At 70.7% G+C, this 25,535-nt stretch carries 23 protein-coding genes, 1 tRNA gene and 1 pseudogene; 6 read left to right on the top strand and 19 right to left on the bottom strand.

Annotation, left to right across the window (positions count from 1 at the left end; all coding sequences use genetic code 11):
• Positions 1 to 59 precede the first annotated feature (59 nt).
• Positions 60 to 133: transfer RNA gene (locus tag ACWEMY_RS07000), tRNA-Met, on the top strand.
• Positions 134 to 188: 55 nt separating this feature from the next.
• Here ACWEMY_RS07000 and ACWEMY_RS06995 read toward each other — a convergent pair.
• The 5 genes from ACWEMY_RS06995 to ACWEMY_RS06975 form a co-directional block, all read right to left on the bottom strand.
• Positions 189 to 1,808, bottom strand: a complete 1,620-nt coding sequence (locus ACWEMY_RS06995) for a hypothetical protein (RefSeq protein ID WP_452389226.1) — start codon at positions 1,806 to 1,808, stop codon at positions 189 to 191.
• 228 nt (positions 1,809 to 2,036) lie between these two features.
• Positions 2,037 to 2,294, bottom strand: a complete 258-nt coding sequence (locus ACWEMY_RS06990) for an HPr family phosphocarrier protein (protein WP_375929581.1) — start codon at positions 2,292 to 2,294, stop codon at positions 2,037 to 2,039.
• Between the two features lie 26 nt (positions 2,295 to 2,320).
• A complete protein-coding gene (locus tag ACWEMY_RS06985) occupies positions 2,321 to 4,444 on the bottom strand; it encodes a PTS fructose transporter subunit IIABC (protein WP_452389225.1) in 2,124 nt (707 codons plus the stop codon).
• A 44-nt stretch (positions 4,445 to 4,488) separates the two neighbouring features.
• On the bottom strand, positions 4,489 to 5,499 hold the full coding sequence (locus ACWEMY_RS06980) for a 1-phosphofructokinase family hexose kinase (protein WP_452389224.1): 1,011 nt from the start codon (positions 5,497 to 5,499) through the stop codon (positions 4,489 to 4,491).
• Positions 5,496 to 6,263 (bottom strand): DeoR/GlpR family DNA-binding transcription regulator, encoded by a 768-nt coding sequence (locus tag ACWEMY_RS06975; protein ID WP_452389223.1) that lies wholly within the window; start codon positions 6,261 to 6,263, stop codon positions 5,496 to 5,498. The genes ACWEMY_RS06980 and ACWEMY_RS06975 overlap by 4 nt, the downstream gene beginning before the upstream one ends.
• A gap of 250 nt (positions 6,264 to 6,513) precedes the next feature.
• On the opposite strand from ACWEMY_RS06975, the gene ACWEMY_RS06970 reads away from it, so the two are divergent.
• Entirely contained in the window at positions 6,514 to 7,332 is an 819-nt protein-coding gene (locus ACWEMY_RS06970) for an amino acid-binding protein (RefSeq protein WP_452389222.1), read from the top strand.
• A 3-nt stretch (positions 7,333 to 7,335) separates the two neighbouring features.
• Here the strand turns inward: ACWEMY_RS06970 and ACWEMY_RS06965 are convergent, their stop codons facing one another.
• A complete protein-coding gene (locus ACWEMY_RS06965) occupies positions 7,336 to 7,545 on the bottom strand; it encodes a hypothetical protein (protein ID WP_375929576.1) in 210 nt (69 codons plus the stop codon).
• A 122-nt stretch (positions 7,546 to 7,667) separates the two neighbouring features.
• On the opposite strand from ACWEMY_RS06965, the gene ACWEMY_RS06960 reads away from it, so the two are divergent.
• Together ACWEMY_RS06960 and ACWEMY_RS06955 are read left to right on the top strand one after the other, a co-directional pair.
• The gene (locus ACWEMY_RS06960) at positions 7,668 to 8,843 is read left to right on the top strand and encodes an alpha-hydroxy-acid oxidizing protein (RefSeq protein WP_452389221.1); all 1,176 of its coding nucleotides are present in this window, start codon (positions 7,668 to 7,670) and stop codon (positions 8,841 to 8,843) included.
• Positions 8,844 to 8,984: 141 nt separating this feature from the next.
• Positions 8,985 to 9,731 (top strand): DUF6319 family protein, encoded by a 747-nt coding sequence (locus ACWEMY_RS06955; protein WP_452389220.1) that lies wholly within the window; start codon positions 8,985 to 8,987, stop codon positions 9,729 to 9,731.
• Positions 9,732 to 9,741: 10 nt separating this feature from the next.
• Here the strand turns inward: ACWEMY_RS06955 and ACWEMY_RS06950 are convergent, their stop codons facing one another.
• The gene (locus tag ACWEMY_RS06950) at positions 9,742 to 11,241 is read right to left on the bottom strand and encodes a diguanylate cyclase (protein ID WP_452389219.1); all 1,500 of its coding nucleotides are present in this window, start codon (positions 11,239 to 11,241) and stop codon (positions 9,742 to 9,744) included.
• 244 nt (positions 11,242 to 11,485) lie between these two features.
• Here ACWEMY_RS06950 and galK point away from each other — a divergent pair.
• A pseudogene (gene galK / locus ACWEMY_RS06945) lies at positions 11,486 to 12,597 on the top strand (galactokinase).
• Between the two features lie 59 nt (positions 12,598 to 12,656).
• On the opposite strand, the gene ACWEMY_RS06940 reads toward galK, so the two are convergent.
• The 12 genes from ACWEMY_RS06940 to ACWEMY_RS06885 all read right to left on the bottom strand — a co-directional run bounded on the left by ACWEMY_RS06940 (position 12,657) and on the right by ACWEMY_RS06885 (position 24,449).
• Complete coding sequence (locus ACWEMY_RS06940) at positions 12,657 to 13,127, bottom strand: hypothetical protein (RefSeq protein ID WP_452389218.1); 471 nt, start codon at positions 13,125 to 13,127, stop codon at positions 12,657 to 12,659.
• 38 nt (positions 13,128 to 13,165) lie between these two features.
• On the bottom strand, positions 13,166 to 14,749 hold the full coding sequence (locus ACWEMY_RS06935) for an alkaline phosphatase D family protein (protein WP_452389217.1): 1,584 nt from the start codon (positions 14,747 to 14,749) through the stop codon (positions 13,166 to 13,168).
• 110 nt (positions 14,750 to 14,859) lie between these two features.
• Complete coding sequence (locus ACWEMY_RS06930) at positions 14,860 to 15,555, bottom strand: hypothetical protein (protein ID WP_452389216.1); 696 nt, start codon at positions 15,553 to 15,555, stop codon at positions 14,860 to 14,862.
• A 109-nt stretch (positions 15,556 to 15,664) separates the two neighbouring features.
• Positions 15,665 to 17,116 (bottom strand): PepSY-associated TM helix domain-containing protein, encoded by a 1,452-nt coding sequence (locus ACWEMY_RS06925; protein WP_452389215.1) that lies wholly within the window; start codon positions 17,114 to 17,116, stop codon positions 15,665 to 15,667.
• Positions 17,117 to 17,308: 192 nt separating this feature from the next.
• Positions 17,309 to 17,869, bottom strand: coding sequence for a hypothetical protein (locus ACWEMY_RS06920; protein ID WP_375929567.1), 561 nt, complete (start codon positions 17,867 to 17,869; stop codon positions 17,309 to 17,311).
• Positions 17,870 to 17,897: 28 nt separating this feature from the next.
• Positions 17,898 to 19,556, bottom strand: a complete 1,659-nt coding sequence (locus tag ACWEMY_RS06915) for an acyl-CoA synthetase (protein ID WP_452389214.1) — start codon at positions 19,554 to 19,556, stop codon at positions 17,898 to 17,900.
• 126 nt (positions 19,557 to 19,682) lie between these two features.
• Positions 19,683 to 21,308 carry an acyl-CoA synthetase gene (locus ACWEMY_RS06910; protein ID WP_452389213.1) on the bottom strand — a complete coding sequence of 542 codons (1,626 nt, stop codon included), beginning with the start codon at positions 21,306 to 21,308 and terminating at the stop codon, positions 19,683 to 19,685.
• Positions 21,309 to 21,406: 98 nt separating this feature from the next.
• On the bottom strand, positions 21,407 to 21,901 hold the full coding sequence (locus tag ACWEMY_RS06905; RefSeq protein ID WP_452389212.1) for an ArsR/SmtB family transcription factor: 495 nt from the start codon (positions 21,899 to 21,901) through the stop codon (positions 21,407 to 21,409).
• 113 nt (positions 21,902 to 22,014) lie between these two features.
• Positions 22,015 to 22,647: a hypothetical protein gene (locus tag ACWEMY_RS06900; protein WP_452389211.1), complete on the bottom strand. Its 633-nt coding sequence runs from the start codon at positions 22,645 to 22,647 to the stop codon at positions 22,015 to 22,017.
• Positions 22,648 to 22,733: 86 nt separating this feature from the next.
• Complete coding sequence (locus tag ACWEMY_RS06895) at positions 22,734 to 23,111, bottom strand: PIN domain-containing protein (RefSeq protein WP_278263493.1); 378 nt, start codon at positions 23,109 to 23,111, stop codon at positions 22,734 to 22,736.
• Positions 23,108 to 23,422, bottom strand: coding sequence for a type II toxin-antitoxin system Phd/YefM family antitoxin (locus ACWEMY_RS06890; RefSeq protein ID WP_375929562.1), 315 nt, complete (start codon positions 23,420 to 23,422; stop codon positions 23,108 to 23,110). The genes ACWEMY_RS06895 and ACWEMY_RS06890 overlap by 4 nt, the downstream gene beginning before the upstream one ends.
• A gap of 43 nt (positions 23,423 to 23,465) precedes the next feature.
• Complete coding sequence (locus ACWEMY_RS06885) at positions 23,466 to 24,449, bottom strand: AurF N-oxygenase family protein (protein ID WP_452389210.1); 984 nt, start codon at positions 24,447 to 24,449, stop codon at positions 23,466 to 23,468.
• 123 nt (positions 24,450 to 24,572) lie between these two features.
• On the opposite strand from ACWEMY_RS06885, the gene ACWEMY_RS06880 reads away from it, so the two are divergent.
• Positions 24,573 to 25,535 carry a DUF5996 family protein gene (locus tag ACWEMY_RS06880; RefSeq protein ID WP_452389209.1) on the top strand — a complete coding sequence of 321 codons (963 nt, stop codon included), beginning with the start codon at positions 24,573 to 24,575 and terminating at the stop codon, positions 25,533 to 25,535.

Below are 25,535 nucleotides of genomic sequence, written 5' to 3'. Positions count from 1 at the left end.
TAGGTTGACCTGCCGATTTGGCATCAGCGCTCACCCGTGTGTAATGTTGTATTCACCGACGCGGGGTGGAGCAGCTCGGTAGCTCGCTGGGCTCATAACCCAGAGGTCGCAGGTTCAAATCCTGTCCCCGCTACAAAGATAAGGCCCGGAACCATCAGGTTCCGGGCCTTCTTCTTGTCACCGGCCGGTCAAGCGCGGCGCAACGTCACCTCGAAGCCCTCCGTGGTGCGCAGGGTGAATTCGGCGGTGTTCGAGGTCGCCATGATGTTGGCGGCTCGGTCCGCGCCGGTGATGCGCTCGACGACGGCCCGCAGAGCCGGGGACTGCGCGTCCCACTGGTCCTGCGGGGATTGCAGCAGGCCGTGGTAGACGCGCGGGGTGTCCGACAGGCCCTCGGGCTGCCAGCCGAAGCGGGGCGTGCTCGCCAGGAACATGCTCAGCTCGGTGCATTCGGCGTCCAGGCACAGCCGCACCGGCATCACGTCGTCGGCGTAGTCGTAGTCGCGCAGGCTCATCGTCCAGCCCGCCGGATCGCGGTGGTCGTAGCCGACGCCGGTGGGCGGGGCCAGGGTCAGACCGGAGGTGTCGCCGGGACGGTTGTCGAGCAGCTCGGCGGTGAGCGGGCGGTCGGTGACGGTGAACGACCACGTGTCGTCCTCGATGGGCTTGTGCCAGTACCCGGTGCGCCCGTCCTGGCTGCCCTCCACGCGCAGTTCGCGCTGTTCGGAGCGGCCGCCCGTGGTGTGCACGCTGATCGTCGAGGTGATCTCGCCGGGAATCTTGGGCTGGCGCACCCACGCCGGCGGCGGCAGGTGGATGCCGGTGTACTGCGGGAAGAACGGGCGCAGGAATTCGAACTGCCCCACCCAGGCGTCGAAATTGGTGGGCGCCTCGGCGCGATCGGGTTCGTCGCCATAGGTATAGGAGAAGAACAGGGTGTCGGCGCCGGAGATGTCGAAATCCCAGAGCCGGGTGAACATGTCGCCGTATTCGTTGATCAGGAAGGTCTGCGAACCCGACGCGCTCAGGTTCACCGCCTGGAAGCGGCCGTCGAGCGGGCCGGGCAGTTCGTAGCTGTAGTCGTCGGCGAACTCGGGCTGGTTCGGGCGCAGCGGATCGCTGCCCGGCAGCCACGGGTCGAGGATGTGGATGCGGTTGCCCTCCGGCGAGAGCACGAACACCGTGGTCACCCCGGCGCCGCCCACCGGTTGCTGCTTGCCGGTCGGATCGGTCCAGAAGCCCTGCTGGCGGAACGGGATCAGCTGCACGTACTCCGGGTCCAGCCACGACAGGCTCCACGCGCGGGAAGCGGGCCGCACCTGGGTGCTCGTGGGATCGAGCCAGATGGGCGACCCGAAACGCGCCGTCCACCACCACAGTTCGGGGGTCTGATCGGCCAGGTCCATGGTGAACACCCGCCCGCCCGGCACCACCGCGACCAGCCTGCTGCGATCCACCGAGATCGAGCTGATGTGCCCGCGCAGGCAGTTGGGCATCGGCGCCACCCGCCAGCCCGATTCCCCCTCGAAGGCCTTCACATACAGGTTCCCGTCCAGCAGGGCGTACTGCCAGGCCTCGTTGAAACCACCCGTGGGGGTGCGCATCTCGATGCGGGCGGGCAGCCGTTCGGCGACTCCGGCGGGGGCGAGCGGCATGGTCAGCAGGCCGATGCCGGTATTGGGGAAGTGCATCGGCAGCGGCCAGGCGCCCGCCCGGCCGGGGAGGGTGAGCGCGGCGCAGCTCAACCCCTCCGGCAGTACCCCGAAGGGCCACCATTCGTCGGCCACCGCCGGGCCACTCGCTGCCACGGTTGCCGCGGTGAGTGCGGTGGCAACCAGTCCGGACCAGCCTCGACGCATCGACGATCACACCTTTCGATCACCGGGTGCCGACACCCGGGAACACGGGTAACGCGCGAATGACCCGGGGTGCGCACACCCCGGCGAACCTCAGGAGCGGTCGAACGCTATCAGCACGGACCCCGAACACAGCGCAGCCGCCCGGAGATCCGGGCGGCCGCGGGGGTGATCGGGTGCTCAGGCGTCGAGATCGCTGGCGACGAGCTCGGCGATCTTGTCCAGGGTCGGCTGGTCGTCACTGGTGACGACCACCTCCGCGCCCTGACCCGCGCCGAGGGTCATGATCATCAGCGCCGACCCCGCGTCGACCGGGTCGCCGCCGACCAGGCCGATGGTGACGGGAACGCCTGCCGCGCCGACGGCTTCGGCGATCAATGCGGCGGGCCGGGCGTGCAGGCCGACCGAGGAACCGACGGTGACGGTGGTGCTGGCCATGGGATATCTCCTTGTGTGCGAACGGACTACGCGGTGGTGGGGACGGGGGACGAGGTACGGACGAATTCCTTGGCGAGGGTGACGCACAGCGCGGCGACGACGGTGCCCACCAGCAGCGAGACCACGAACCAGCCGACATGGCCCATGGCGAAGAACACGAAGATCCCGCCGTGCGGCGCGCTGAGCGTGACGTCGGTGGCCATCACCAGGCCGCCGGTGATCGCGCCGCCGACCATCATCGACGGCAGTACCCGCAGCGGGTCGGCCGCGGCGAAGGGGATGGCGCCCTCGGAGATGAACGAGGCGCCCAGCAGCCAGGCGGCCTTGCCGTTCTCGCGTTCGGCCTCGGTGTAGAGGCGCGGGCGCAGCAGTGTCGACAGGGCCATGGCCAGCGGCGGCACCATGCCCGCCGCCATCACCGCGGCCATGATCCGCAGCGTCGCCGGATCGGTGACCGACAGGCCCGCCACCGCGAACGAGTACGCGGCCTTGTTGACCGGGCCGCCGAGGTCGAAGCACATCATCACGCCCAGGATGACACCGAGCGCGATCGCGGAGGTGCCGGACAGGCCGTTGAGCCAGTCGGTGAGACCGTTGGTCACCGCCGCGAGCGGCTTGCCCAGCAGCACGAACATGGCGACACCGACGATCAGCGAGGCGAGCAGCGGAATCACCACCACGGGCATCAATCCGCGCGCCCACACCGGTACCGGCAGTTTCGCGACCCCGAGCGCCGCGAATCCGGCGACCAGACCGCCCACCAGACCACCCAGAAATCCCGCCCCGACGAACACGGCGACGGCACCGGCGGTGAAACCCGGTGCCAGGCCGGGCCGGTCGGCGATGGCGAAGGCGATGTACCCGGCCAGTGCCGGGACCAGGAAGGCGAAGGCGAGCGCGCCGATCTGATACAGGACGGCACCGAAGTAGGTGGCCAGGCCGCCGTCGGGGAGATCGGTGAGGGAGTTGTCCAGCACGATCGTCTTGGCGGTGTCGGAGATCTCGTAGCCGCCGAGCAGGAAGCTCAGCGCGATGAGCAGGCCACCCGCGGCGACGAACGGGATCATGTAACTCACGCCGGTCAGCAGGATCTGGCGCAGGCGGGTGCCCCAGCCGATGCCCTTGGCCGCCTGGTCGGGACCGGGTGCCGTGCCGCCGACTGTGGCGGCGCCCGGTGTGGTGCTCGCGGTGACGGCCTCGGCGATCATGGCGTCGGGTTCGTTGATGGCGCGTTTGACCCCGGACTCGACCACCGGCTTGCCCGCGAACCGGCCCCGCTCCTTCACGCCCACATCGGTGGCGAAGACGACGGCGTCGGCCGCGGCGATGGTGGCGGCGTCGAGGGTGGCGCCGCCGCTGGAGCCCTGGGTCTCCACGGTGACCTCGACCCCCGCCCGCTCTCCGGCGGCGACCAGGGAATCTGCCGCCATGTAGGTGTGGGCGATGCCGGTCGGACAGGCGGTGACGGCGATAATCCGGGGGCGCGGTCCCGAGTCGGCGCGCACCTTGTCGGTGGATACCGCCCCAGCTGACTTGTCGGCGCCTGATCCGGTGACGGTATCGGAACCGGTTGGTGTGGAACCGGATTCGCTCCCGGCGACACTCGCCTGTGACACGGCGCCCGTTGTGGCGGTGGCGCCGGTGGTGGCGGCCCCGGCACTGCCTGCGGGCCGGTCACCGCCCGCGGTTGACGGAGTCGGCGCGATGGCCTCGTCGACCAGCGCGACGATCTCCGCCGGGGTCGCGGCCGAGCGCAGGCTCGCCACGAAGTCGGGGCGGACGAGCGCACGGGCCAGCGCCGACAGCAGTTTCATGTGTTCGGCGCCCGCGCCGTCCGGGGCGGCGATGAGGAACACCAGGTCGGCGGGGCCGTCGGTGGCGCCGAAGTCGACCTTCGGGGCGAGACGGGCGAAGGCCAGCGACGCCGAGGTGACGGCGGGGACGCGGCAGTGCGGGATGGCGATGCCGCCGGGCAGCCCGGTGGCCGACTGCGACTCCCTGGCCAGCGCGGCCGCGCGCACCTCGGCGGCGTCGCTCGCGCGTCCCGCCGCGGCGAGCAGGTCCGCCAGGGCGGTGATGACCGCGTCCTTGTCGGTACCCAAGTTCGTATCGAGGGTGATCAGGTCGGTGGTGATGATCGGAGCGGCCATCGTCGTGTCTTTCGGGAGTGGGGGTGGTGCGGGGGTCGGCGGAATCAGTCGGCGTGGGATGGGGATGGGGTGGTCGACGGGTCGGCACCGGTCGGTGTCCGGGCCTCCAGCGGTACTGCCGTGACCAGGTCGAGGGCGATGTCGGCGGCGGTCGGCAGTTCGGTGCCGGGCAGGGCCGCGGCGGCGCTGCCGAAGGCGACGGCGTGCCGCAGCCGATCCGCCGGACCCGCACCGGCGAGGTCGGCGATCAGATATCCGGCCAGCGCCGAATCTCCCGCGCCGACCGTGCTGCGCGCGACGATCGGCGGGGCGGCGGCGAACCAGGCGCCCTCGCCGGTCACCAGCACCGCCCCCGCCGCGCCGAGGGTCGCCAGGACCGCGCCGACTCCGCGTTCGAGCAGGGCCGTCGCGGCATCGGCCGCGGCCGCGGGATTCTCGAGGTCACGCGGGTCGCGGCCGGTGAGCTGGGCCAGCTCGTCGGTGTTCGGCTTGACGAGATCGGGTGCGGTGACCGGGGATTCGCCGAACAGCGCGAGCAGAGGCGCGTCGGAGGTGTCCACGGCGATGCGGGGACCGGCCCCGTGCGTGGCGGTGGACAAGGTGGCGACGAGCCGCGCGTACCAGTCCTCCGGCACACCCGGCGGCAGCGAGCCGGACAGCACGATCCATTCCGCCCCGGCGGCCGACTCGACCAGCAGTGCGGTGAGCGCGGCGAGGTCCGGCCCGGTCAACGGGCGACCCGGTTCGTTGATCTTGGTCGTGGTGCCGTCGGTCTCGGCGATGGTCAGATTGGTCCGTGGCTGACCGGGCACCGCCACGGTGCGGTACGCGATGCCCGCCGTCCGCAGGCCGGTCACCACCGGGTCGTCCTCGGCGCCGGGCAGTACGGCCGTCACCGGCACACCGCCACCGGCGACCACGCGCGCCACATTCACACCCTTGCCGCCGGGATGGGAGGTGACCTCGCTCGCCCGGTGCACCTGCCCGCGCCGCAGCGGCTCGGTGAGCGTCACGGTCCGGTCGACGCTCGGGTTCGCGGTCAGCGTGACGATCACGCGATCACCACCTGGATACCCGCGGCGACCAGCTCCGCGTGGGTGCCCGCCGGGATGCCGGAATCGGTGACCAGTACATCGATGTCCCCGACGGTGCCGAAGCGGACGAAGTCCTCCCGGCCGATCTTGTCCGCGTCGGCGACCACCACCACCCGGTCGGCCGCGGCGATCATCGCGCGCTTCACGGCCGCCTCCTCCGGATCGGGGGTCGACAGGCCGTGGCGCAGGGTGAGCGCGTTGGTGCCGAGCAGTGCGACATCGACGCGCAGCTCACCGAGCAGCCGCAGCGTCTCGGCGCCCACCGCGGCCTGGGTCACACCGCGCACCCGCCCGCCGAGCAGTTGCACCCGCACCCCGGCGAAACCGGTGAGCCGGGCGGCGATCGGCAGGGAGTTGGTGACCGCGACGAGGTCCAGATCGGTGGGCAGGGCCGCCGCGACGCGGGCGGTGGTGGTGCCCGCGTCGAACAGCACGCTGCCGCCCGCCGCGGGCAGGAACGGCAGGGCCAGCGTGGCGATGCGGTCCTTCTCGGCCGCGCGGGTGCCCTCGCGTTCGGCGGTGCCCGGTTCGAGGGTGGTGAGCGCGCCGGAGCCGACGGCCCCACCGTGCACCCGCCGGATCAATCCGAGCCGGTCGAGTACCGCCAGGTCGCGGCGCACGGTCTCGGTGGTGACCCCGTACCGGTCGGCGAGTTCGGCGACGGAGACGCGGCCGCGATCCCCGATCAGGGCCGCGATGGCCTGCTGCCGTTCCTCGGCGTACATGGGTTCCTCCCGCTCGGTGAATCTGTACTCCTGTTGTTTTATGCCCGTTTGTGTGGCTTTGTCAATGGATTTTCGTGAGCCGAGTCACAATCGTTGCCGGTACCGCAGTGTCAGCCGTCACGCCTTCGGGTGTCGGGTGATCGTCATCACGGCGAGAAACGGTGCAGGTCAAGGGATTTCGGTCGAGTCGTCACGCCGCCGTTACGCGCACCGCCGGTGATCGACACGTGCGCGGGTGAGGCTCACCCGCATGAGGCGATTCGCAGTGCGACCCCGTGTCACGGCGCTGGCCTGCGAGGTGTGCGGGCGGCTGCCGCACCCCGAGCGCAGACGGCTGGCGCTGGCCAAACTCGCGGCGGTGTTCCCGGTGGAGCTGGCGCTGCACGCGCTGGTCATCCACCTGCACCCGCCCTACCTGCTCACCGTCACGCTGCTCACGATCACCACCACGATCCTGGTGATCTGGGTCGTCGAGCCCTCGGCCATGCGGGTACTCGGCGGCTGGCTGCACGGCCCGGAACTACGGCACCGCGACCGGATCGACGGAGCGCCCGCGCTGTGGCGCATCCGGGTGCGCCTGGCCGACCGCCCCGGTGCGCTGGAGACCCTCGCCAAACACCTGGCCCAGCGGGAGGTGAACATCCTGACCGTGCACGTGCACCAGCTCGAGGACGCGGTGCTCGACGAACTCGTCGTCGCCGCGCCCGCGGAGGTCACGGTGCACAGCATCACCTCGGCGGTGGTGCAGGCCGGTGGGTCGGGGGTGCGGGTGTGGCCCGCGTCGGTGCTCTCGCTGATCGACGGGCAGACCAAGGCGCTCACGATCGCCGCGCGCATCGTCGGCGATCCGGACGAATTGCCCTTGGCCGTGGCGGAACTGCTCGGGGCGCGCTATCTGGCGCCCGGCACGCCCGCGGTCGCGGACTCGGGGGCGGGCACGGTGCTGGCGCTGCATAGTGCGGAGCGGCGGTGGGAATTCGCGCGGCCCGACGAACCGTTCACGCCCGCCGAGATCGCCCGCGCGCACCGGCTGGCCGATCTGGCGGCGCTCACCGCCCGGCGACGCTGAGGCTCAGTCGAATCCGAGATCGGCGGTGAGCGGATCGCGCAGGGCGCCCTCGGCGGCGCGCAGCCGGTCGGTGACGGAGGTGAGCAGGTCCATGGAGTCCTGGGACAGGCCGAGGGCGAGCCGGGTCAGCCGGCGGGTGGCGGCACACGTGATGCGCTCGGCCAGGAGGGCGTCCGGGTCGGCGGGTGCGGCCGAGTGTTCGACGACGGTCACGACAGGGGCACTCACAATCTCGGAACGCGCTGCTGGATACGCTGCTGCCTATTTTCGAGTATGACGCAGCTTACATCCACCCTGCGGTCCATGACCCCCGGCAGGCATGGGAAAGTTCAGCGATGAGTCAGTTCGCCGACTATCAGAACGAGATCTACCTGGCCGCGCTGGGTGGGGTCCAGCCCGATTTCCCCATGGACTACGCCACCCTCGAGCACAAGGCCGCCGCCGCGCTGCCCGACACCCTGCTCGACTACATCGCCGGTGGCGCGGGCGACGAGCTCACCCAGCGCCGCAACGCCGAGGCGTTCGCCGACTGGGGTCTGGTGCCGCGCATGCTGGTCGGCGCCACCGAACGCGACCTCACCGTCACCGCGTTCGGCCACACCTTCGCCAGTCCGCTGTTCCTGGCGCCGGTCGGCGTGATCGGCCTGGTCGGCGAGAACGGGCACGGCGATATCGCGGTGGCGAAGGCGTCGGCGCAAACCGGTGTGCCCGCGATGTATTCGACGCTCATGGAGGACCCGCTCGAGGACGTGCGCCCGCACGCAGGCGACACCCCCTCCTTCTTCCAGCTCTACACCCCGAAGAACCGTGAACTGGCCGAGAGCCTGGTGCGTCGCGCCGAGGCCGCGGGCTACGCGGGCATCACCGTCACCCTCGACACCTGGGTGCCCGGCTGGCGCCCGCGCGATCTGGCCAGCGGCAACTTCCCGCAGCTGCGCGGCCACGTGCTCAAGAACTACACCAGCGACCCGGTCTTCCAGCAGATGGTCGGCTCCGACGATCCCAAGCTCATTGTCCTGCACTGGATCGCGACCTTCGGCAACTCGCTGACCTGGGACGACCTCACCTGGCTGCGCTCGCTGACCGACCTGCCGATCATCCTCAAGGGCATCTCGCATCCCGAGGACGCCCGCAAGGCCATCGATTTCGGCGCCGACGGCATCTACTGCTCCAATCACGGTGGGCGCCAGGCCAACGGCGGGCTCAGCGCGCTGGAGACCCTGCCCGCCGTCGTCGCGGCCTGCGACGACCGGGTGCCGGTGCTGTTCGACTCCGGCGTGCGCTCGGGCGCCGACGTGGTGAAGGCGCTGGGCCTGGGCGCGACGATGGTCGGTATCGGCAGGCCCTATGTGTACGGGCTGGCGCTGGGCGGGGTGCGCGGCCTGGTGCACGTGCTGCGCAGCTATGCCGCCGAGGCCGATCTGCTCATGGCCGTCAACGGCTACCCGGATGTGGCCGCGGTGCGCGAGAACATCCGGCCGACCACCCGGGGCAACGCCGCGCGCGGCTGAGTCACCGGGTCCGGTCACCCGCGGCGGGAGCGGTTTTCGGGGCCCGGCGGCGGACTCGGGGCGGAACATGTCGGTGCCGTGCGGCATCATCGGTGCACACCACGCAGAAGTACGCCACGCACCAACCTTCCGGAGTCCACGATGTCCTCGCCGAGCACCAAGTCCGCATCCCGCCGATCCGCCCCGCAGATTCTGTCCGAGGCCGAGCTCGCGCGCATCGCGGGCGAGCTCGCCGAGGGAAAACCGCCGATGGTGTGGTTCACCGCCGCCGCCGTCGGTGTGGCCGAAGGGAAATCGGGCAAGGTCGTCGCGCTGGGCGACCCGGCCGACGGTGACTTCCTGCAGGTGCGCCCCACCGGTTCCAAGGATGTGCTCTCGTTCGGCCCGAGCGAGGTGACGCTGACCAAGCCGGCCCGCGGTACTGCCGCGGCGCCGAGCAATCGAAAGGAAACCACTGTGACCCAGCCGTCGACCCCGCCGAGCGCCGCTCCGACGCCGCCCCGCTCGCTCGCGTCGGTGCCCGCCGAACCCGCGGCCAAGCCGGCCCCGGCACCCGCTCCGGCGCCCGCGGCGGCTGCGGGGACCGCGCGTCCGGCCAAGGCGCCCGCGGCGCGCAAGCCCAAGGCGCCCGAGGTGACCGTCACCCTCACCGGCACGGCCGACGGGGAGTGGACCGTCGATGTGGTCAACGGCAAGAAGCGCAGTGTGAAGGGCATGGCCGTCACCAGCGCGGCGGTCGCGCAGGCGGCCAAGATCCTGCACCCCGAGGTCGCCGAGGTCGTCGCGGGAATCCTGGAGGCGGCCCGGGGCGCCCAGCAGCAGAAGGTCGCCCAGTTGCAGGCCGAACTGGAGGCGGCCAAAAGGCTCCTCGCCGAACTCGGTGACTGACTGACCGCCGCTACACCGCGGTGCTGGTCGGTTCGGTGGTGTGCAAGAGACTGGGGCGCAGCGGTTTTCGCAGGTCGTCGTGGAAGGCCAGACCGAGGCTGTATTCCTTCGCGTGGTACATGGCGGCATCGGCGCGGCGGAGCAGGTCGTAGACGGTGGTGTCGGTGGGGCGGGTGCTCAGACAGGCGACGCCGATGCTGGCCGTGACGGGGATCTCACCGCAGCTCAGGTCGAAGGGCCGCACGAAGGCACCGAGCAGTTGCTGGGCCAGCACGGCGGCCTCGGCTCTGGTGCGCGGGGCCAGGACCACGAATTCGTCGCCGCCGTAGCGGGCGGTGACATCGGCGCGGCGGGTGGTGCGCCGGATGCGGGAGGCGGCGTGGGCGATGAGTTCGTCGCCCACGGCGTGCCCGTAGCTGTCGTTGACGCGTTTGAAGCCGTCGAGATCGATGAACAGCAGGCACAACGGCTTTCCGGCCCACTCCGTGCGGTGGCGGTGCGGGGCGCGCAGCAGTGCGCCCCGGTTGAACAGGCCGGTCAGCAGGTCGTGGTCGGCCTGGTACTGGGCGCGGCGTTCGCTGCGCAGGCTGCGGGCGATGGCGCGTTCGCTGCGTACCAGCACGCCCACGAGCAGCAGGGTGAGCAGTAGGCAGATCACCACCCGGTCGCCCGGCCCGAGATCGGCGCCGACCACGCTCACCAGCGACGCGGCCACCAGCGCCACCGCGATCGCGCCCGCGCGCCGGCGCGAGCGATGCGGGTGCACCTCGCCGAGGTGGTAGAGCGTGCCCATGCTGGGTTGCAGCGCGGCCAGCCCGGCGAGCAGGTAGGCCCATTGCTGCGGCACCGCGGCCAGTTCGGCGTCGATGACGAGAGTTCCCGCCGCCGTGAGACTTTCGACGAGCCCGCCGACGAGCACGGCCACCATCGCCGCCTGCAGCAGGCGCAGCGAGGTCGCCGAGCCGACCACGGTGGCCAGCGAATGCGCGAGCACGGTCAGCAGCACCGCGTGGATCACCGGGTAGCTCGCGGCGAAGGTGGTGTCGAGCCCGACGCCGTGGCGCAGGATCGGGGAGATCAGGAAGGTCCACGACGCCAGCAGCGCGCTGAGCCCGATCAGGGTCGAATCCAGCCAGAGGTCGCGGGCGTTGCCGAAGCGGCGCGGTTGCAGCCAACCCACCGCCGCGATCCCGAGACACAGGTAGGCGGCCAGCGTGCACAGGTCGTCGACCGGATGCCAGGCCGCATGCAGGCCCAGTTCACGTATCGCGGTGCCCAGGGCGAACAGCGGCACCGACGCGGCCAGCAGATACCACGGCAGGCGGTGTGCGGGACGGTGCCTGCGCAACCCGTAGCCGATCATCGCCAGGCTGCCCGCCACGATCACCACGAGCAGCGAGAACGACAGCGCGCGAGCCCCGAACAGTGGTGCGAGCAGCACGGCCCCCGCCGCGCCGAGCAGTACCGCGTACCACCGCAGGCTGCCGTGGCGTGTCTCGCTGATGGTCATCAGCCCCCCTCGTCCTGCTAACCTGCGCACGCGACAAGCGCCGATCGAACGTGTGGCCGGTGAATGCTCGCGAGCACCGGTCGAGGAGCACCGGGTGGTGTTGTCCGAGCGAAATCCCCAGCCGGCTCGCGCCGACGCTCACAACCTTGACAACTCACTCGATCATGACACGTGCGACGGCGTGTTGTCGCCCCGTTGACCGGTTTGCCGGAAACCGATTTCGCCCCCGGAAGAAGGGACTGCCATGGACAGGTGGATCGCCCCCGGCCGGGTGAACATCATCGGCGAGCACACCGACTACAACGACGGCTTCGTGCTGCCGATCGCGCTGTCGCTCGGCGTCGTCTGCGCCGCCGAGCCGCGTGCCGACCGGCGGGTCCGGCTGACCTCGGTCCAGCGGCCCGGTGAGCTCATCGAATGCTCGCTGGATGCACTTGGGGCGCAACAGGATCAGCTGCCCGGTGGGCGCGCTATCCGCTCGGCGTCGTCCACGAATTCGTCCGCCGTGGGCTGCCCGTCGGCGGCGTTCGCCTCGACCTCGACGGCACCGTGCCGATCGGCGCCGGGCTGTCGTCCTCGGCCGCGCTGTGCTGCGCGGTGGCGCTCGCCCTGCGCGACCTGTTCACCCCCGACCTGGGGAAACGCGCGCTGATCGATATCGCCCGCGCCGCGGAGAACCACTTCGCGGGAGTGCCGACGGGCCTGCTCGACCACTCGGCCTCGATCCTGTGCACCGCGGGCCACGCGCTGTTCCTCGATGTGCGCGCCTTCAACGCCGCGAATGCTGGTGCCACCGAACAGATTCCGTTCGATCTCGCCGCCCACGACCTGGCGCTGCTGGTCGCCGATACCGGTCAGCCCCACGACCTGTCCGACGGCGCGTACGCCGAACGCGGGGCCCAGTGCGAGGCCGCCGCGGCGGCGCTGGGACTGGCGTCACTGCGCGACGCCGACGCCGACGACCCGGCCCGGCTGGCCGATGAGGTGTTGCGGCGCAGGGCCACTCACGTCGTCACCGAGAACGCCCGGGTCCTCGCGGTCGCCCAGCGGTTGCGCGCGGGTGCCGACCCGCGTGTCGTCGGACCCCTGCTCACCGCGTCGCACGACTCCCTGCGCGACGACTTCGAAGTCTCCACGCCCGCACTGGATCTCGCGGTCACCGCCGCGCTCGAGCACGGCGCCCACGGTGCCCGGATGATCGGCGGCGGCTTCGGCGGCAGCGTGCTCGCGCTGGTCGACCACACTGCCGTCGACCGGGTGCGCCGGGCCGTCCTGGACCGGTTCGCCGCCGAAGCCCTGGCCGCGCCTCGCGTGTTCCCGGTCGAACCCGCGGCGGGTGCGCGGCGCCTCACCTGATGGCGTGTACCGGTGCACGGCGACGGTGGGGTTCGCTGACACCGCTGCGACCGTGACGGTCAGGACCCGAAGCTCCCGGTGTCGAGACTGCCGCCGCCCTGACATCCGGGGGTCTCCGGGTCCGGCGTCGGTGTCCCGGGTGGCGCGGGGGCGACGACCACGGTTTCCGAGACCGTCTCCGAACCCTGGGTGAGGGTGATGGTGCGGGTTCCGGCCACGGTCGGGGTCCATGCGATGCTCATTCCGGCCGCGTCCATGCCCGGGTCGAAGCGGCGGAAGCAGGTGCCGTTGTCGTCGGCGGTCACCATGGCGGAGCCGAAGATCGAGGAGCCGACGGTGGCGAACAGGTGGGTGGTGGAGCCGACCACGAAGCCGCCGGGTGGCGGGGTGGCGCGCAGGGTCAGGATGCCGCTGGGGGAGGTGTCGGCGGCGGCGGTGGGCAGGGCGGTGGCCGCCACGACGGCGGTGGACACGGCGACGGCGGCGCCCCAGCCGAGGCGGCGGCGCGTGGTGCTGGGTGTACTACTCATGGGCGAACGCTAACGCCACAACCAAACCGGGGGCGCCGTCACGCCTGGGTGGCTCCCGCGATGCCGTCCTGGACGACGAAACTCGCGCGGTCGGCGATCGGGGCGCCGGGGCGGGTGACGTACGGGACGACCCGGAAGTCGCTGCGCCACAGGCGATGATCGAGCTCGACGCGGACGTACCCGCGCTGGCGGTTGTAGAACTTCATGTCGGGGTTGGCGGCGAGCAGGACGCGGCCGGTGTCGGTGAGATCGGCGCCGTCACCGCCGGTGGTGATGGAGGTGCCGGTGAATTCGGTGGCGACCACGGCCGAGGCGGGGTCGCTGTAGTCGCGGCGCAGGTCGGCGACATAGTTCTCGTGCCGGTCGCCGGTGATCACCACCAGATTGCCCGCCGCGCGATCGGCGGCCGCGCCGAGCACCGCGTTGCGGTCGGCGACGTAGCCGTCCCAGGCGTCGGTGCCCACCAGCAGCGCCGGGCCGGGGTCGTAGTCGGATTGCGCCATGGCGACCTGATTGCCGAGCACCTGCCAGCGGGCCGGTGAGGTGGCCAGGCCGTCGACGAGCCAATCACGCTGGGCCGCACCGAGAATTGTGCGTCCGGTATCGAAGCGTTCGGCGCAGCCGGTGACCGCGGTGCCGTCGCCGCAGGCCAGTGCGGAACGGTACTGCCGGGTGTCGATCATGGTGAACTCGGCCAGGTCGCCGAAGCGGTAGCGGCGGTGCAGGTGCATGTTCGGCCCGATCGGCAGCTGGGCGCGGCGCATCGGCTGATACTCGTACATCGCCTGGAAGGCCGCGGCCTTGCGGCGCCGGAACAGCGGCGGCAGGCGGTGGATGTCGAAGCCGAGACCGGGATGCGCACCGGCCCAGTTGTTGTCGACCTCGTGGTCGTCGAGGGTGACCAGCCAGGGGAACGCCGCGTGCGCGGCTTGCAGCGGTGCCTCGGACTTGGCCTGGGCGTAGCGCAGCCGGTAGCCGGTGAGATCCACCGCTTCCCCGGCGAGCTGCGGCGGCATGCTCGCCCCGCGCCGGGCCAGCAGCCAGGAGGTCTCGTAGATGTAGTCGCCCAGGTGGACGACCAGATCCAGGTCCTCGGCCGCCAGATGGTCGTAGGCGGTGTAGTAGCCGGAACTCCAGGACTGACACGAGGCGAACGCGAACCGCATCCGCGCGGTCGCGGTGTCGGCTGCGGGCGCTGTCCGGGTGCGTCCGGCCGGGGAGATCGCCGAGCCCACCCGGAACCGGTAGTGGTACCAGCGATCCGGTGCGAGTCCGGCGATCTCGGGGTGCACGCTGTGGCCGAGAGCGCGGGTGGCCACGGCCTCGCCCCGGCCGACCACCCGCGCGAACCGTTCGTCCTCGGCGACCTCGTATTCCACGGTGACCGGCGCGACCGGCATCCCGCCGTAGCCGTCGGGCGCGAGCGGGTCCGGTGCCAGCTTCGTCCACAGCACGAAGCCGTCCGGCGTCGGCTCGCCCGAGGCGACACCCAGCGAGAACAGGTCGTCGCCGGGGCGGCGCGGGGCGGCGAAGCGGGCGCTGCTCGCCGCCGAGGCGCCCACCGCGGCCGCGAGCGACCCGGCGACGCCGTAGCGCAGCAGCTGCCTGCGGGACACCGCCATCGCCCGTGTTCCTTTCGCCGCCGACCGGAGATCACTGTCGATTCTGTCCGGTTTCCGCGCGCGCGGCGAGTCCCGGACCCGCCCGTGGCCGGTCCGGGACGCGATACCCGCTACTTCGCGGGCGGGGTGAACGGGGCGTTGATGGTGGTGAAGTACTGGATCGCCGCCCGGACCGCGACCGGTGCCGCGATGAGGACCTGCCCGGCCAGCGCGCCCAGCGAGCCGACGGCGAGGATGCCGCCCAGGCAGCCCACCGCGGCGGCGGGAATGAACGGACCGAACAGTCCGATGATGGTGGCCGAGGCGACCGTCGCGCCGACGACGCCGCCGAGCACACAGCCGACCGCCGCGCCGCCCAGGCCACCGACCAGCGCGCCGATCGCGGCACCGAGGCTGATGGTGCTGGTCATCCGCGACCAGGCGGCCTGTTCGCGGTCGTATTCCGACTTCCACGGCGCCTTGTCCTCGAACGGCAGCGCCACCGGCTTGTAGACGGCCTCGGCCATGTCGAGTTCGGGGGTCAGGGTGGCGCTGCGGCCGGAGATCTCGGCGGCGATCGGGAATTCGAAGTCGTCGAGGCGGAAGTGCAGCGGGGTGGCGGCGACGGTGGTGCCGTCGGCGGCCAGCACCTTGAACGCGCCGTCCTCGGCGACCAGCGAACCCGCGTCGGTGGTGATGTGGGAGACGCCGTCGATCGCCTCGGCGGTGAAACCGATCGGCGCGGGGTCCGCGTGCGCGGTGCCCACGGTGACGGTGCCCGCGGTGAGCAGGGCGGCGGTGGCGAGGGCGAGCGTGGTGAACTTCATGGTGAACCTTCAGCTGGAGCGTCCGCGGGCATGCGTCATCGCGACGGCACCCGGGACGGGAAAGTGTGTGGCGGCGCGGCGGTTTCGCCGCGCCGGGTGGGGGAGTGGGTCAGGCGTCGGGGTAGGCGCGCGCGGCCAGGCCGAGCGCGACGTCGACGAGCAGGAAGGCGAGCAGGCTCAGCCCGACCAGCGGGATGAACCAGCCGACCGCGACCGCGACGCCGACCAGTGGCACGGCCAGCCACGGCGAGGTCCGCCGCAGGACCCCGCGCCGCGGCGGCGTGCCGAGGGCCAGGCGGGTCGCCTTGCGGGTCGGCCTGCGCTGCCACCACATGACGTAGCCGAGTACCGCGACGGTGATCAGGCCGAGCATGATCGCCAGCAGCAGCAGCTGATTGGGCAGCCCGAACAGCAGGCCCATGTGGAAGGCGATGCCCCAGTTGGTGAGCTTGGCCATCAGCGGCCAGTCGGCGTAGGCGAGCCGGTCGGTCACCGTGCCGCTCGCGCCGTCGACGGCGACCGCGTCGATGGTGTAGGTGCCCGGCAGGCGGATCTCCTTGACGACGAACGCCTGCTCGGGCTTGCCGGGAATGGCGATCTCGGCGCCCTGGGTGATGCCCTCGGCCTTGGCCACCGCGAACACCTGGTCGAGCTGGGCGATGGTGGCCGCCGGGTCGGCCGGGGCGGGGGCGACGGTGCCCGCGCTGTGGTGGTCGCCGCCGACGGGCTGGGCCGGTCCGGTCGCGCCGGGCAGGGTCGCGGTGACGGCGGGGGTGGTCCAGCTGAGTTCCTGGCGCAGCTTCGTGACGTTCTCGCCCGCGTAAGTCGACCAGGTCATGCCGGTGGCCGAGAGCAGCAGCGCCACCGGCAGCACCCACAGCCCGATCGCGCCGTGCCAGTTCATCTTCCGTCGCCGGGGCTGGGACAGATCGGGGGCCAGCAGCCAGCGCGCGTCGTTGCGGGCGCGGCGTTTGCGCACCCGCCGCACCCACAGCACCAGCCCGAACAGCGCGATCACCCACAGCCAGGACGCGGCCAGCTCGCTGTAGAGCCTGCCCGGTTCGCCCAGGTGCAGGCTGCGATGGAGCTCGCTGAGCCAGGCCCGCAGCGGCAGCGCGCCGCCACTGCCGTAGACCACGGCCTCGCCCACCGGCTGCGCGGTGTGCGGGTCGACGAAGACCGACAGGCGCTCGGAATCACCCAGCGACGGGTCGTTGAACAGCACCCGGGTGGTGTCACCCGGTCCGGGAGCGGGGGCGACGGCGACCGGGGTGAGATCCGGCCGGGCCGCGACGGCGGCACCGACCTGCGCGGAGATCGCCTGGTCGGGGCCGGTGGTGTCGACGTGCAGCAGATCGCGCGAGACGATCTGCTCGAGTGTCGGCGCGATGGCGTAGAGCGCGCCGGTGAAGGCCGCGATGAGGATGAACGGGGCGACGAAGATCCCCGCGTAGAAGTGCAGGCGCAGCGCCAGCGGCGCCAGGCGCGGGGTCCGGCGCGTGCCGGGTGATGGGGTCGCCGAGGGGTCGACCTCGGCCGGACGGACGTCCGTGATGCTCATGATGATTCGTTTCTGCCAGGGCTGGAACCCGGTGACACACGGACAGGCAGGCGCTGCCGGGGCCGTGGAGTACCTGGCCGATGCTGATGCGCAGGCGGCATCACCCGTGCGGTCAGTGCATCGGGGAGATCGGCCGGAGATTGCGGCGTCGGGACAGCGCACGGCGAAGGTCCGTGCACCGGGTGAGGGAGATCAGAAAGGAATCGCGAGCGGGGGACCGCGGGTGCGCAGGGCTTGCGCGGCGAAGATCCGCAGGATGACGCGGTCGCGGTGGACCAGGCGCAGCGGCGCCGGGTCGGGAATGCGGGGAGTGCGGTAGCGCAGGGGCAGGACGCGCGCCAGGACGGCGGCGCCGACGCGGTAGGCGGCCTCGGCACCGAGGATGACGGCGGCGGCCAGGATCGCGGCCACCAGGTGGGCGCTGAGCATGCCGAGGCCGAGTGAATCGGCGCCGTGATGGGAGTGCCCTGACCAGCTCATGGTGGTGTGACCGAGCAACTGCCCACCCAGCAGCACCGCGGCCAGGCCGATCGCGCCGTGACGCAGCGGGCCGATACCCGCCACCACCGCACCGATCAGCGCCGAGACCGCGGCTAGCAGCGCCACGGTGGTACTTCCGGGCAGCGCGCCGCCCGCGGCCAGGCCGTGCGCGGCCAGCGACAGTGCCCCCGACATCGAGCCCGCGCAGGCACCGCGCAGCCGTGCGCCGACGGCACGCGACGGCGCGGACGCCTGCTCGAACTCGATGATCACCGGCTGATGATAGACGACCGGTATCAGCTCACTGCTCGTCGACCGTCATCTCGATCAGCGGCTTGCGCAGCAGTTTGCCGGTGGCGTTGCGGGGCAGTTCGTCGACGAAGATCACCTCGCGCGGCACCTTGTAGCGGGCCAGGTTCGCGCGCACGAACTCCTTGATCTCGGCGGCGTCGCGCGCGGACTCCGGGCCGGGCACCACGAACGCGCGCAGCCGCTTGCCGTAGTCGCGGTCGTCGACGCCCACCACGGCCGCCTCGAACACGTCGGCGCGGCCCGCGATGAGGTTCTCCACCTCGAGCGGGAAGACGTTCTCGCCGCCGGAGACGATCATGTCGTCGTCGCGGCCGTCGATGTAGAGCAGGCCGTCTTCGTCGAAATGGCCGACGTCACCGCTGGACATCATGCCGTCGACCATCTCCTTGGTGCGGCCGTCGGTGTAGCCGGTGAAGGCGAAACCGTTGTCCACGAAGATGGTTCCGGTGACATTCGGCGCGGTGATCGGCTTGCGGTTCTCGTCGAGCAGCACGATCCGGATACCGACCGGCGCCTTGCCCGCGGTGGTCGGCGCCTTGCGCAGGTCCTCGGGGGTGGCCACGGTCATCACCGCGCACTCGGTGGAACCGTAGAGGTTGTAGAGACTGTCGCCGAAGTAGTCCAGGGTGCGGGTCACCACGTCGGGGGCGATGGCCGAGCCCGCCGCGAAGATCACCTTCATGGTGCTCGGGTCGTATTTCGCCAGCACCTTCTCGTCGAGATCGAGGATGCGCTGGAGCATGGTCGGCACCACGACCAGCGAATCCGCCCGGTACTTCACGACATTGGCCAGCGTGGCCTCGGGATCGAACTTGCGCTGCTGGAAGATCACCCGGTTGCCCAGGGCCAGGCCCAGGGTGAACTGGGACAGGCCGGTGCCGTGGAAGATCGGCGCGGCCATGATCATGGTGCCGTTGTTGGGCAGCGGCACCCGGTCGACGAACTGCGCCGAGGCGAAGGGTGAGACCTTGTCGCGCGGGGCGCCCTTGGGCGTGCCGGTGGTGCCGCTGGTCAGGATGACCATGCCGCCGGGCTTGCCGGGCGCGCTCAGCGGCGCGGCCGACCGGCCCGCCGACAGCGACTCGACGGTGGGAATCGACGGGTCGACGCCGTGCGCCTCGTCGACCCAGGTGAGCACCCGCGGGATATCGGCGGGGATGGCGCTCATCAGGTCGACGAACTCGCTGTCGTGCAGCACCGCCTTGACCTTCTCGCGCGCGGCCACATCGGCGAACTGCGGCTTGGCGAACCCGGTGTTCATCAGCACCGCCCGCACACCCAGCTTGCCCGCGGCCAGCAGGCTCAGCACCATGCCGCGGTGGTCGCGGGCCAGCACCGCGACGACATCGCCCTCGGCGACACCACTGGCCCGCAGACCCCGCGCGAAGGCGTTGGACTGCTCGTCGAGCTGGCCGAAGGTCAGCTCACCGCGCTCGTCGACGATCGCGCCCGCGGTGGGCCGCGACTGCGCCGCGTGCATCACCACACCCGCGAACGGCCCGAACTTGGAGACGTTGAAGAACGAGCGGGCGGCATGGTCGGGGCGCAGCGGATTGAACAGCTTGCGGTCCACCATGACCTTGACGCCGAGAGCGAAATCGCCGGCGCGCCGGGCGGTGCCACCGAGCGCGGGCAGAGACAGAGACATGGAACAGCCTTCCGGCGGCGGCCCATGACGAGTAGGCCGGACCGCGTCCTCGAGATCCAGTGCTGGTGGTGACAGTATCAAGTACCCGCGGTTCCGGTGACAAGGAGTCTCAGGTACTCGCCGGTCTCACTGTGACACCTCATAGTCCACCAGCACCCGCCGCAGAATCTTGCCGGTGGCGTTGCGCGGCAGCTCGTCGACGAACACGACCTCGCGCGGCACCTTGAACCGGGCCAGGTTCGACTTCACGTGCTCCTTGATCTCGGCGGCCTCGACCGTGTGGCCGGGCTCCACCACGATGAAGGCGCGCAGCCGCTTGCCGAACTCGTCGTCGTCGACGCCGACCACCGCCACGTCGAACACGTCCGGCCGCTCGACGAGCAGGTTCTCCACCTCCTGCGGGAAGACGTTCTCGCCGCCGGAGACGATCATGTCGTCGTCGCGGCCGTCGACCATGAGCAGCCCGGACGGGGTGAAGTGGCCGAGATCGCCGCTGGACATGTAGCCGTCGATGATCTGCTTGTTGCGCCCGTCGGTGTAGCCCTCGAACGGGGCGCCGCTGCGCACGAAGATCCGGCCCGGCGTCTCGGCTGCCTCGATGCGCTGGTCGTTCTCGTCGTAGAGGCGCACCTCGCAGGTGATCGGCGAGCGGCCCACCGTGCCCGGCGCCTCGGCCAGTTCGGCCGGGTTGGCGATGCTGGCGATGGCCACCTCGGTGGAGCCGTAGAGGTTGTAGAGCACCGGGCCGAACGCCTCGGTGGCGCGGATGCACAGCTCCGGGGTGAGCGCGGACCCGGCGAACAGGATGACCTTCAGCGAGGACAGGTCGTACTTGGCGCGCACCTCGGCGGGCAGTTCGGTCATCCGGTGCAGCATGGTCGGCACCGCGACCAGCATCTCCACCTTGTGCTCGGCGATCGCGGCCAGGGTGGCCTCGGCGTCGAAGCGGCGGCGCATCACGATCTTGTTCGACAGGATCGAGCCGACCAGCCAGGTGCCCAGACCGGTGCTGTGGAAGATCGGGGACACGATCATCATGGTGCCGCGCTTGGGGAAGGGCACCCGGTCCACGAACTGCGCGGTGGCCATCGGGGTGACCTTGGTGCGCGGGGCGCCCTTGGGCAGGCCGGTGGTGCCGCTGGTGAGGATGATGAAGCCGCCTGGCTTGCTGGGGGCGGGCAGGTCGTCGGTGCTGTTGTTCGCGATGAGGTCGTCGAAAGTGGTTGCGCCCTCGGGCAGTTCGGTGCCCTCGTCGACCCAGGTGAGGTAGCGCGGCAGGTCGGTGGGCAGCGCGTCGAGCAGGCCGAGGAACTCGCTGTCGTGCAGCACCGCGCGCACGTGCTCGCGCTCGCAGACCTCGGCGAACTGCGGCTTGGCGAAGCCGGTGTTCATCAGCGCGATCCGCGCGCCCAGCTTGCCCGCCGCGATCATCGACATGATCAGGCCGCGGTGATCGCGCGCCAGCACCGCGATCACGGTGCCCTCGCCGATGCCGGCCGCCTGGAGCCCGCGGGCCACCGCGGTGGACTGCTCGTCGAGTTCCCGGTAGGTGAGTTCCCCGCGCTCGTCGGCCAGGGCGACCTGATCGGGTGCCACGCGGGCGGAATGCCGGACCAGGGTGGCCTGCGGGCCGTAGATCTTGGATTCCTTCATCGTCCGCAGGGTCTCGAGCGGCTTGGTCGGGTCGGAGACGCCGCGCGAACGCAGCACTCCCAGGGCCTTCACGCTTTCGAGCAGGTGGGACACGTTCACTCGGCTACCTCCGGGCTTCGCTGATCTGATGCTCACCGTAGCAGCCGGTATGCTCTACATCACAGTGTTCTAACCGGACAATTGGGATATTTCTCCGGTCACCGCTGCGCGCTGGCCAAGGTCGCGAGCAGCGGGACCAGTCTGGCCTCGGGAACCTCGAACCGGCCGCGCCCCGCGGTCTGCAACCAGCCGACCGCCGCGAGCTGGCGAAGGTGCTGGTAGATCTCGGCCGAGGTGCCCAATTCCTCGATCGCGGCGAGGTCGGCGGCTGTGCGGCGGCCATAGACGATCTCCTGCAGCAGTCGCAGGCGGACCGGATCGGCCAGCGCGGCAAGGCAATTGGCGGCCTCGATGGTCCACACATCGCCCACCACGGCGTCGGTGGCGAACTGGGCCTGCCAGTTCAGCTGCTCGCCGGTGGGCAGGTGCAGCGCACCCGCGAGCAGGACGCCGCCGTTGCGCGCCCCGGCGGCCTCGAACTCCTGCCGCAACCGGGCCACGGCCCACGGCAGGTCCGCCGCACCTCCGCCGGGCCGGTTCTCCAGGGCGGTGACCCGCCGTTCCAGTTCTTCGAGTCGGTCGACCAGATCCACGCGGTCAACCTACGCCACGCCGAAACCCTTGCGCCGCAATCCCACCCTCGCGCGCCCCGGAACGCGACGACGCACCCCGGCGCGGGACCGGGGTGCGTCGGGAACGATGTCGATCAGCGGGTGACGGCGCCGAAGGACGGCTGCTGGATGGTGCCCAGCTGGTAGGCGTAGCCGTCGGGGTGCTGCTCGTCGACCGGGACCGACCAGCGGTGCCACAGCGTGCCGTAGACCGCCGCGACGATCAGGCCGCCGCCGGTGTTGAGCGCCGCGGTGCGGATGGTGGTGTCGACCGGGACGTCCTGGTGCTCGGTGAGCACCGCGGTGCCGCTCTGCCCGTTGGACAGGTTCAGCCACATCACCTCGAGTTTGGCGCCGTTCTGGTTCGGCGAGATGGTGCCGGGGCCGCCGAAGAAGCCGAAGCGGAAGCCGTCGATGTCCAGGGCGATACCGGAGCCGTAGACGCCGGGGCCGCCGCCGTTCTGGCCGATGTCGGAGGTCGCGGGAATCTGGAACGGCTGCGCGGGCAGGGCCACCTCGACGGTGCCGTCCTCGGTCAGCGCGTCCAGCGCCGCCAGGGCGCCCTCGTTACCGGCGACGGAGGTGCGCAACTGCGCGACGGCCGCGGCCACGTCCACGGTCTGTGGCTCGGGATCGGCCACCGCGGGCGCGGCGAAGACGACGGCGATCGCGGCCGAGGTGGCGGCCACGGCGGTGGTGAGACGACGCATGAAGCTCAAATGATGCATAACCAGCTCTCCTCGAGTGTTCCTGGTACTGCTTTCACCCGAGCACCGTAACCGAGACGCGCATCACATCCGAGGCCACCCCGCTATCACGGCATGGGAGCGATCTGCACCTTGTATCCGCGATAGAGCTCCGGCTTGGCGGTCAGCACCGGCATGTCCAGGTGCTGGGCGGTGAACACCACCGGGGCGACCAGCGGCCAGTCGATGTGGTCGTCGGCCATCGGCACGGTGGTGCCGACGCGAATGGCGGTGGCGGCGTCGAGTTCGGCCCAGCGCACCGCGACGCGGTTGTCGAGCAGGCGGCCGAGCTCGTCGATGTTGTCCACCGCGCGCATGGCGGCCATCAGACTCACCGAGGGCACCACCATGATCCGGCGCTGCTGGGTGAACTGGCGCATGATCACCTGGCCGAACAGCGGCGATCTGGCCAGCGAGGTGAGCGCGGTGTGGTCGGCGACGCTCACCGCTCGCTCGCGGCCGTGCCGTTCAACGCGCGCATCAGGGTGCTCAGTTTCGCTTCCGCGTCGGCGATCTCGGCGGCGGAATGCTGTTTGATCCGGTCGTCGAGCCTGCCGAGGATCTGCTCGCGCAGATCATCGTTGAAGTACGCCGGGGGTAATGCCCCGTGCCGTAACACCTCAGCGGGTACCACCGCGACCAGCTCCTTCCCCTCCCGGGTCACGATCACCGGCCGTCCGCTCGCGGACACGCCGTCGAAAACACTACCGAGCTGCCCCCGCAACTCGGTCAGTGGCACTGTCTCGTAATCAGCCATAGTCCACTGTACATCGCTGTGTACAGTGGACTACGGCTTTGCCTCAGGCGACCTTGCGGGCCGGTTCGCTGCGGTAGCGGGTGGCCGGGCCGTCGATGCCGAGCAGCTTCCAGGTGAGCCTGGCGACCGGGTTCATCATGCCGCTGTTGGTGGCCAGCGCCCGCACGTCACCGAAGATGTTGCGGATGGTGGTCTGCGATTCCTCGCTGCCCCAGTACGCCTCGCGCATCACCTCGGCCGGGATGTCGAACTTGTCGACGAACTCCTTGGGCGGGGTCATGATCATGTCGAGCATCACCCGCATGGCGACCGGGAAGGCCACCGAGAGCACGGCCTTGGTGAGCGGGTTCATCCCCGGCACATTGCGGCGCAGGTACTCGTGGGCGAAGGAGATGTGGCGGGCCTCCTCGGCCACATGGATCTGCATGACGCGCTGCACCATCGGATGCAGGTCGACACCGGCGCGCAGCAGCGACTTCTGCAGGTGGTCGATCGGCTCCTCGCCACCAAGGATCATCGTGAAGAACAGTTCGGGGAAGTACTTCACGGCGGGCCAGATGGCCATCGTCAGCTTGCGGTCGATGGTGCCCATGCCGACCACATCGCGGTAGCCGATGCGGTTGATCATCTCCTGGAACATCATCGTGTGGTTGCACTCTTCGGCAGCCTCGTGCGTGACGTAGCGGAATTCCGGGTCACCGTTGGGTACCGAGACCAGGTACTGCATCAGCCCGCGGATGAGCAGCTGCTCGAAGTCCAGGCCCACCTTGGCGATGCCGGCCTGGCGCCACATACCCATGGCGATCTGCTTCTCGACCGGCTGGGCCTTGTACCAGGGGTGACGGCCCAGGGGGTCCTCGTCGGGCATGATCCAGCGCGGGTCGTCGGAATGTACGGCGAACTCGGGCGAATCCCAGTCGATGTCGACGTAGGGATCGAAGTGCCGGTTCACCGAGCCTTCGGACAGGTTGCGCAGGATCTCGTGGTACTCGGGATCGGTCGCGGTGTTCTTGGTTGTCGACAGCATCGGTGATGTCTCCTTCGTGTGGCGCACGTCCCACTTTATATGAGACTCAGGGTCTCAGACAACAGTGGCGCGCGCGAGTCCGCGCTCCCGGCTCACCCCACCCGGCGCACGTAGCATGGAGTGATGGCCCGCCTCACCCCCGCCGGCGCCACCTGGCCCGAGCTGAGCGTCGACTCCTGGTCCGATACCCGCGACACCCTGCACATGTGGTTGCAGATCGTGGGCAAACTGCAGATGTCGGGGACCGCGCTGATCAACCACTGGTGGAACGTCACCTCGCGGATCAGCGCCCGCGGGCTGCGCAGCCCGGCGATCCCGGTAGACGGCCGGGTCCTCGACATCGAATTCGACTTCGTCGACCACGAACTGAACCTGCGCACCAGCGACGGCCGCCGGGCCTGTGTGGTGCTGCGGCCGCGCACGGTCGCCGACTTCTACGGCGAACTGCGCGACATCCTGCACAGTCTCGACGTCAGCCTCGACATCGAGGCCGCACCCAACGAGGTCGACCCGGCCATCCCGTTCGCCGACGACACCACCCACGGCTCCTACGACGCCGACGCCGTGCACCTGTTCTGGCAGCAGCTGGTCCAGATCGACCGCGTCTTCGCGCTCTGGCGGGCCGGGTTCGCCGGAAAATCCAGCCCGGTGCACGTGTTCTGGGGTGCCTTCGACCTGGCCTGCACCCGTTTCTCCGGCCGCAGCGCGCCGCTGCATCCCGGCGGCGCCCCCAACTGCGCGGACTGGGTGATGGAAGAGGGCTATTCGCGCGAATGCGCCAGCGCGGGCTTCTGGCCCGGCGGCACCGAGGGCATGTTCTACGCCTACTCCTACCCCGCGCCGGAGGGCTACAGCGACCGTCCCGCGGGCCCGCAGGGCGCCCGATGGGACGCCGACCTGGGCGAATTCGTGCTGCCCTACGAGGCGGTACGCACCGCGCCCGATCCCGACGCCACCCTGCTCGACTTCCTCGACACCACCTACGCGGCCGCCGCCGACCTGGCCCACTGGGACCGCAAGCTGCTCGATGTCGACCCGCACCGCCTCGACCGGCGGCTACACCTGGACGACACCACCCGCCTGTGA

This window comes from Nocardia sp. NPDC004415 (assembly GCF_053602435.1).
Note: the sequence above shows the minus strand (reverse complement) of the source record. Positions and strands in the feature narration are given on the sequence as shown.

What these genes read in the sequence shown, in the direction of transcription:
- ACWEMY_RS06890 (WP_375929562.1), bottom strand. Translation starts at nt 23,422, where the DNA reads ATGGCTGATTACGAGACAGTGCCACTGACCGAGTTGCGGGGGCAGCTC.
- ACWEMY_RS06925 (WP_452389215.1), bottom strand. Translation starts at nt 17,116, where the DNA reads ATGAGCATCACGGACGTCCGTCCGGCCGAGGTCGACCCCTCGGCGACC.
- ACWEMY_RS06880 (WP_452389209.1), top strand. Translation starts at nt 24,573, where the DNA reads ATGGCCCGCCTCACCCCCGCCGGCGCCACCTGGCCCGAGCTGAGCGTC.
- ACWEMY_RS06950 (WP_452389219.1), bottom strand. Translation starts at nt 11,241, where the DNA reads ATGACCATCAGCGAGACACGCCACGGCAGCCTGCGGTGGTACGCGGTA.
- ACWEMY_RS06935 (WP_452389217.1), bottom strand. Translation starts at nt 14,749, where the DNA reads ATGGCGGTGTCCCGCAGGCAGCTGCTGCGCTACGGCGTCGCCGGGTCG.
- ACWEMY_RS06900 (WP_452389211.1), bottom strand. Translation starts at nt 22,647, where the DNA reads ATGCATCATTTGAGCTTCATGCGTCGTCTCACCACCGCCGTGGCCGCC.
- ACWEMY_RS06940 (WP_452389218.1), bottom strand. Translation starts at nt 13,127, where the DNA reads ATGAGTAGTACACCCAGCACCACGCGCCGCCGCCTCGGCTGGGGCGCC.
- ACWEMY_RS06970 (WP_452389222.1), top strand. Translation starts at nt 6,514, where the DNA reads ATGAGGCGATTCGCAGTGCGACCCCGTGTCACGGCGCTGGCCTGCGAG.
- ACWEMY_RS06885 (WP_452389210.1), bottom strand. Translation starts at nt 24,449, where the DNA reads ATGCTGTCGACAACCAAGAACACCGCGACCGATCCCGAGTACCACGAG.
- ACWEMY_RS06915 (WP_452389214.1), bottom strand. Translation starts at nt 19,556, where the DNA reads ATGTCTCTGTCTCTGCCCGCGCTCGGTGGCACCGCCCGGCGCGCCGGC.
- ACWEMY_RS06955 (WP_452389220.1), top strand. Translation starts at nt 8,985, where the DNA reads ATGTCCTCGCCGAGCACCAAGTCCGCATCCCGCCGATCCGCCCCGCAG.
- ACWEMY_RS06985 (WP_452389225.1), bottom strand. Translation starts at nt 4,444, where the DNA reads ATGGCCGCTCCGATCATCACCACCGACCTGATCACCCTCGATACGAAC.
- ACWEMY_RS06930 (WP_452389216.1), bottom strand. Translation starts at nt 15,555, where the DNA reads ATGAAGTTCACCACGCTCGCCCTCGCCACCGCCGCCCTGCTCACCGCG.
- ACWEMY_RS06990 (WP_375929581.1), bottom strand. Translation starts at nt 2,294, where the DNA reads ATGGCCAGCACCACCGTCACCGTCGGTTCCTCGGTCGGCCTGCACGCC.
- ACWEMY_RS06975 (WP_452389223.1), bottom strand. Translation starts at nt 6,263, where the DNA reads ATGTACGCCGAGGAACGGCAGCAGGCCATCGCGGCCCTGATCGGGGAT.
- ACWEMY_RS06960 (WP_452389221.1), top strand. Translation starts at nt 7,668, where the DNA reads ATGAGTCAGTTCGCCGACTATCAGAACGAGATCTACCTGGCCGCGCTG.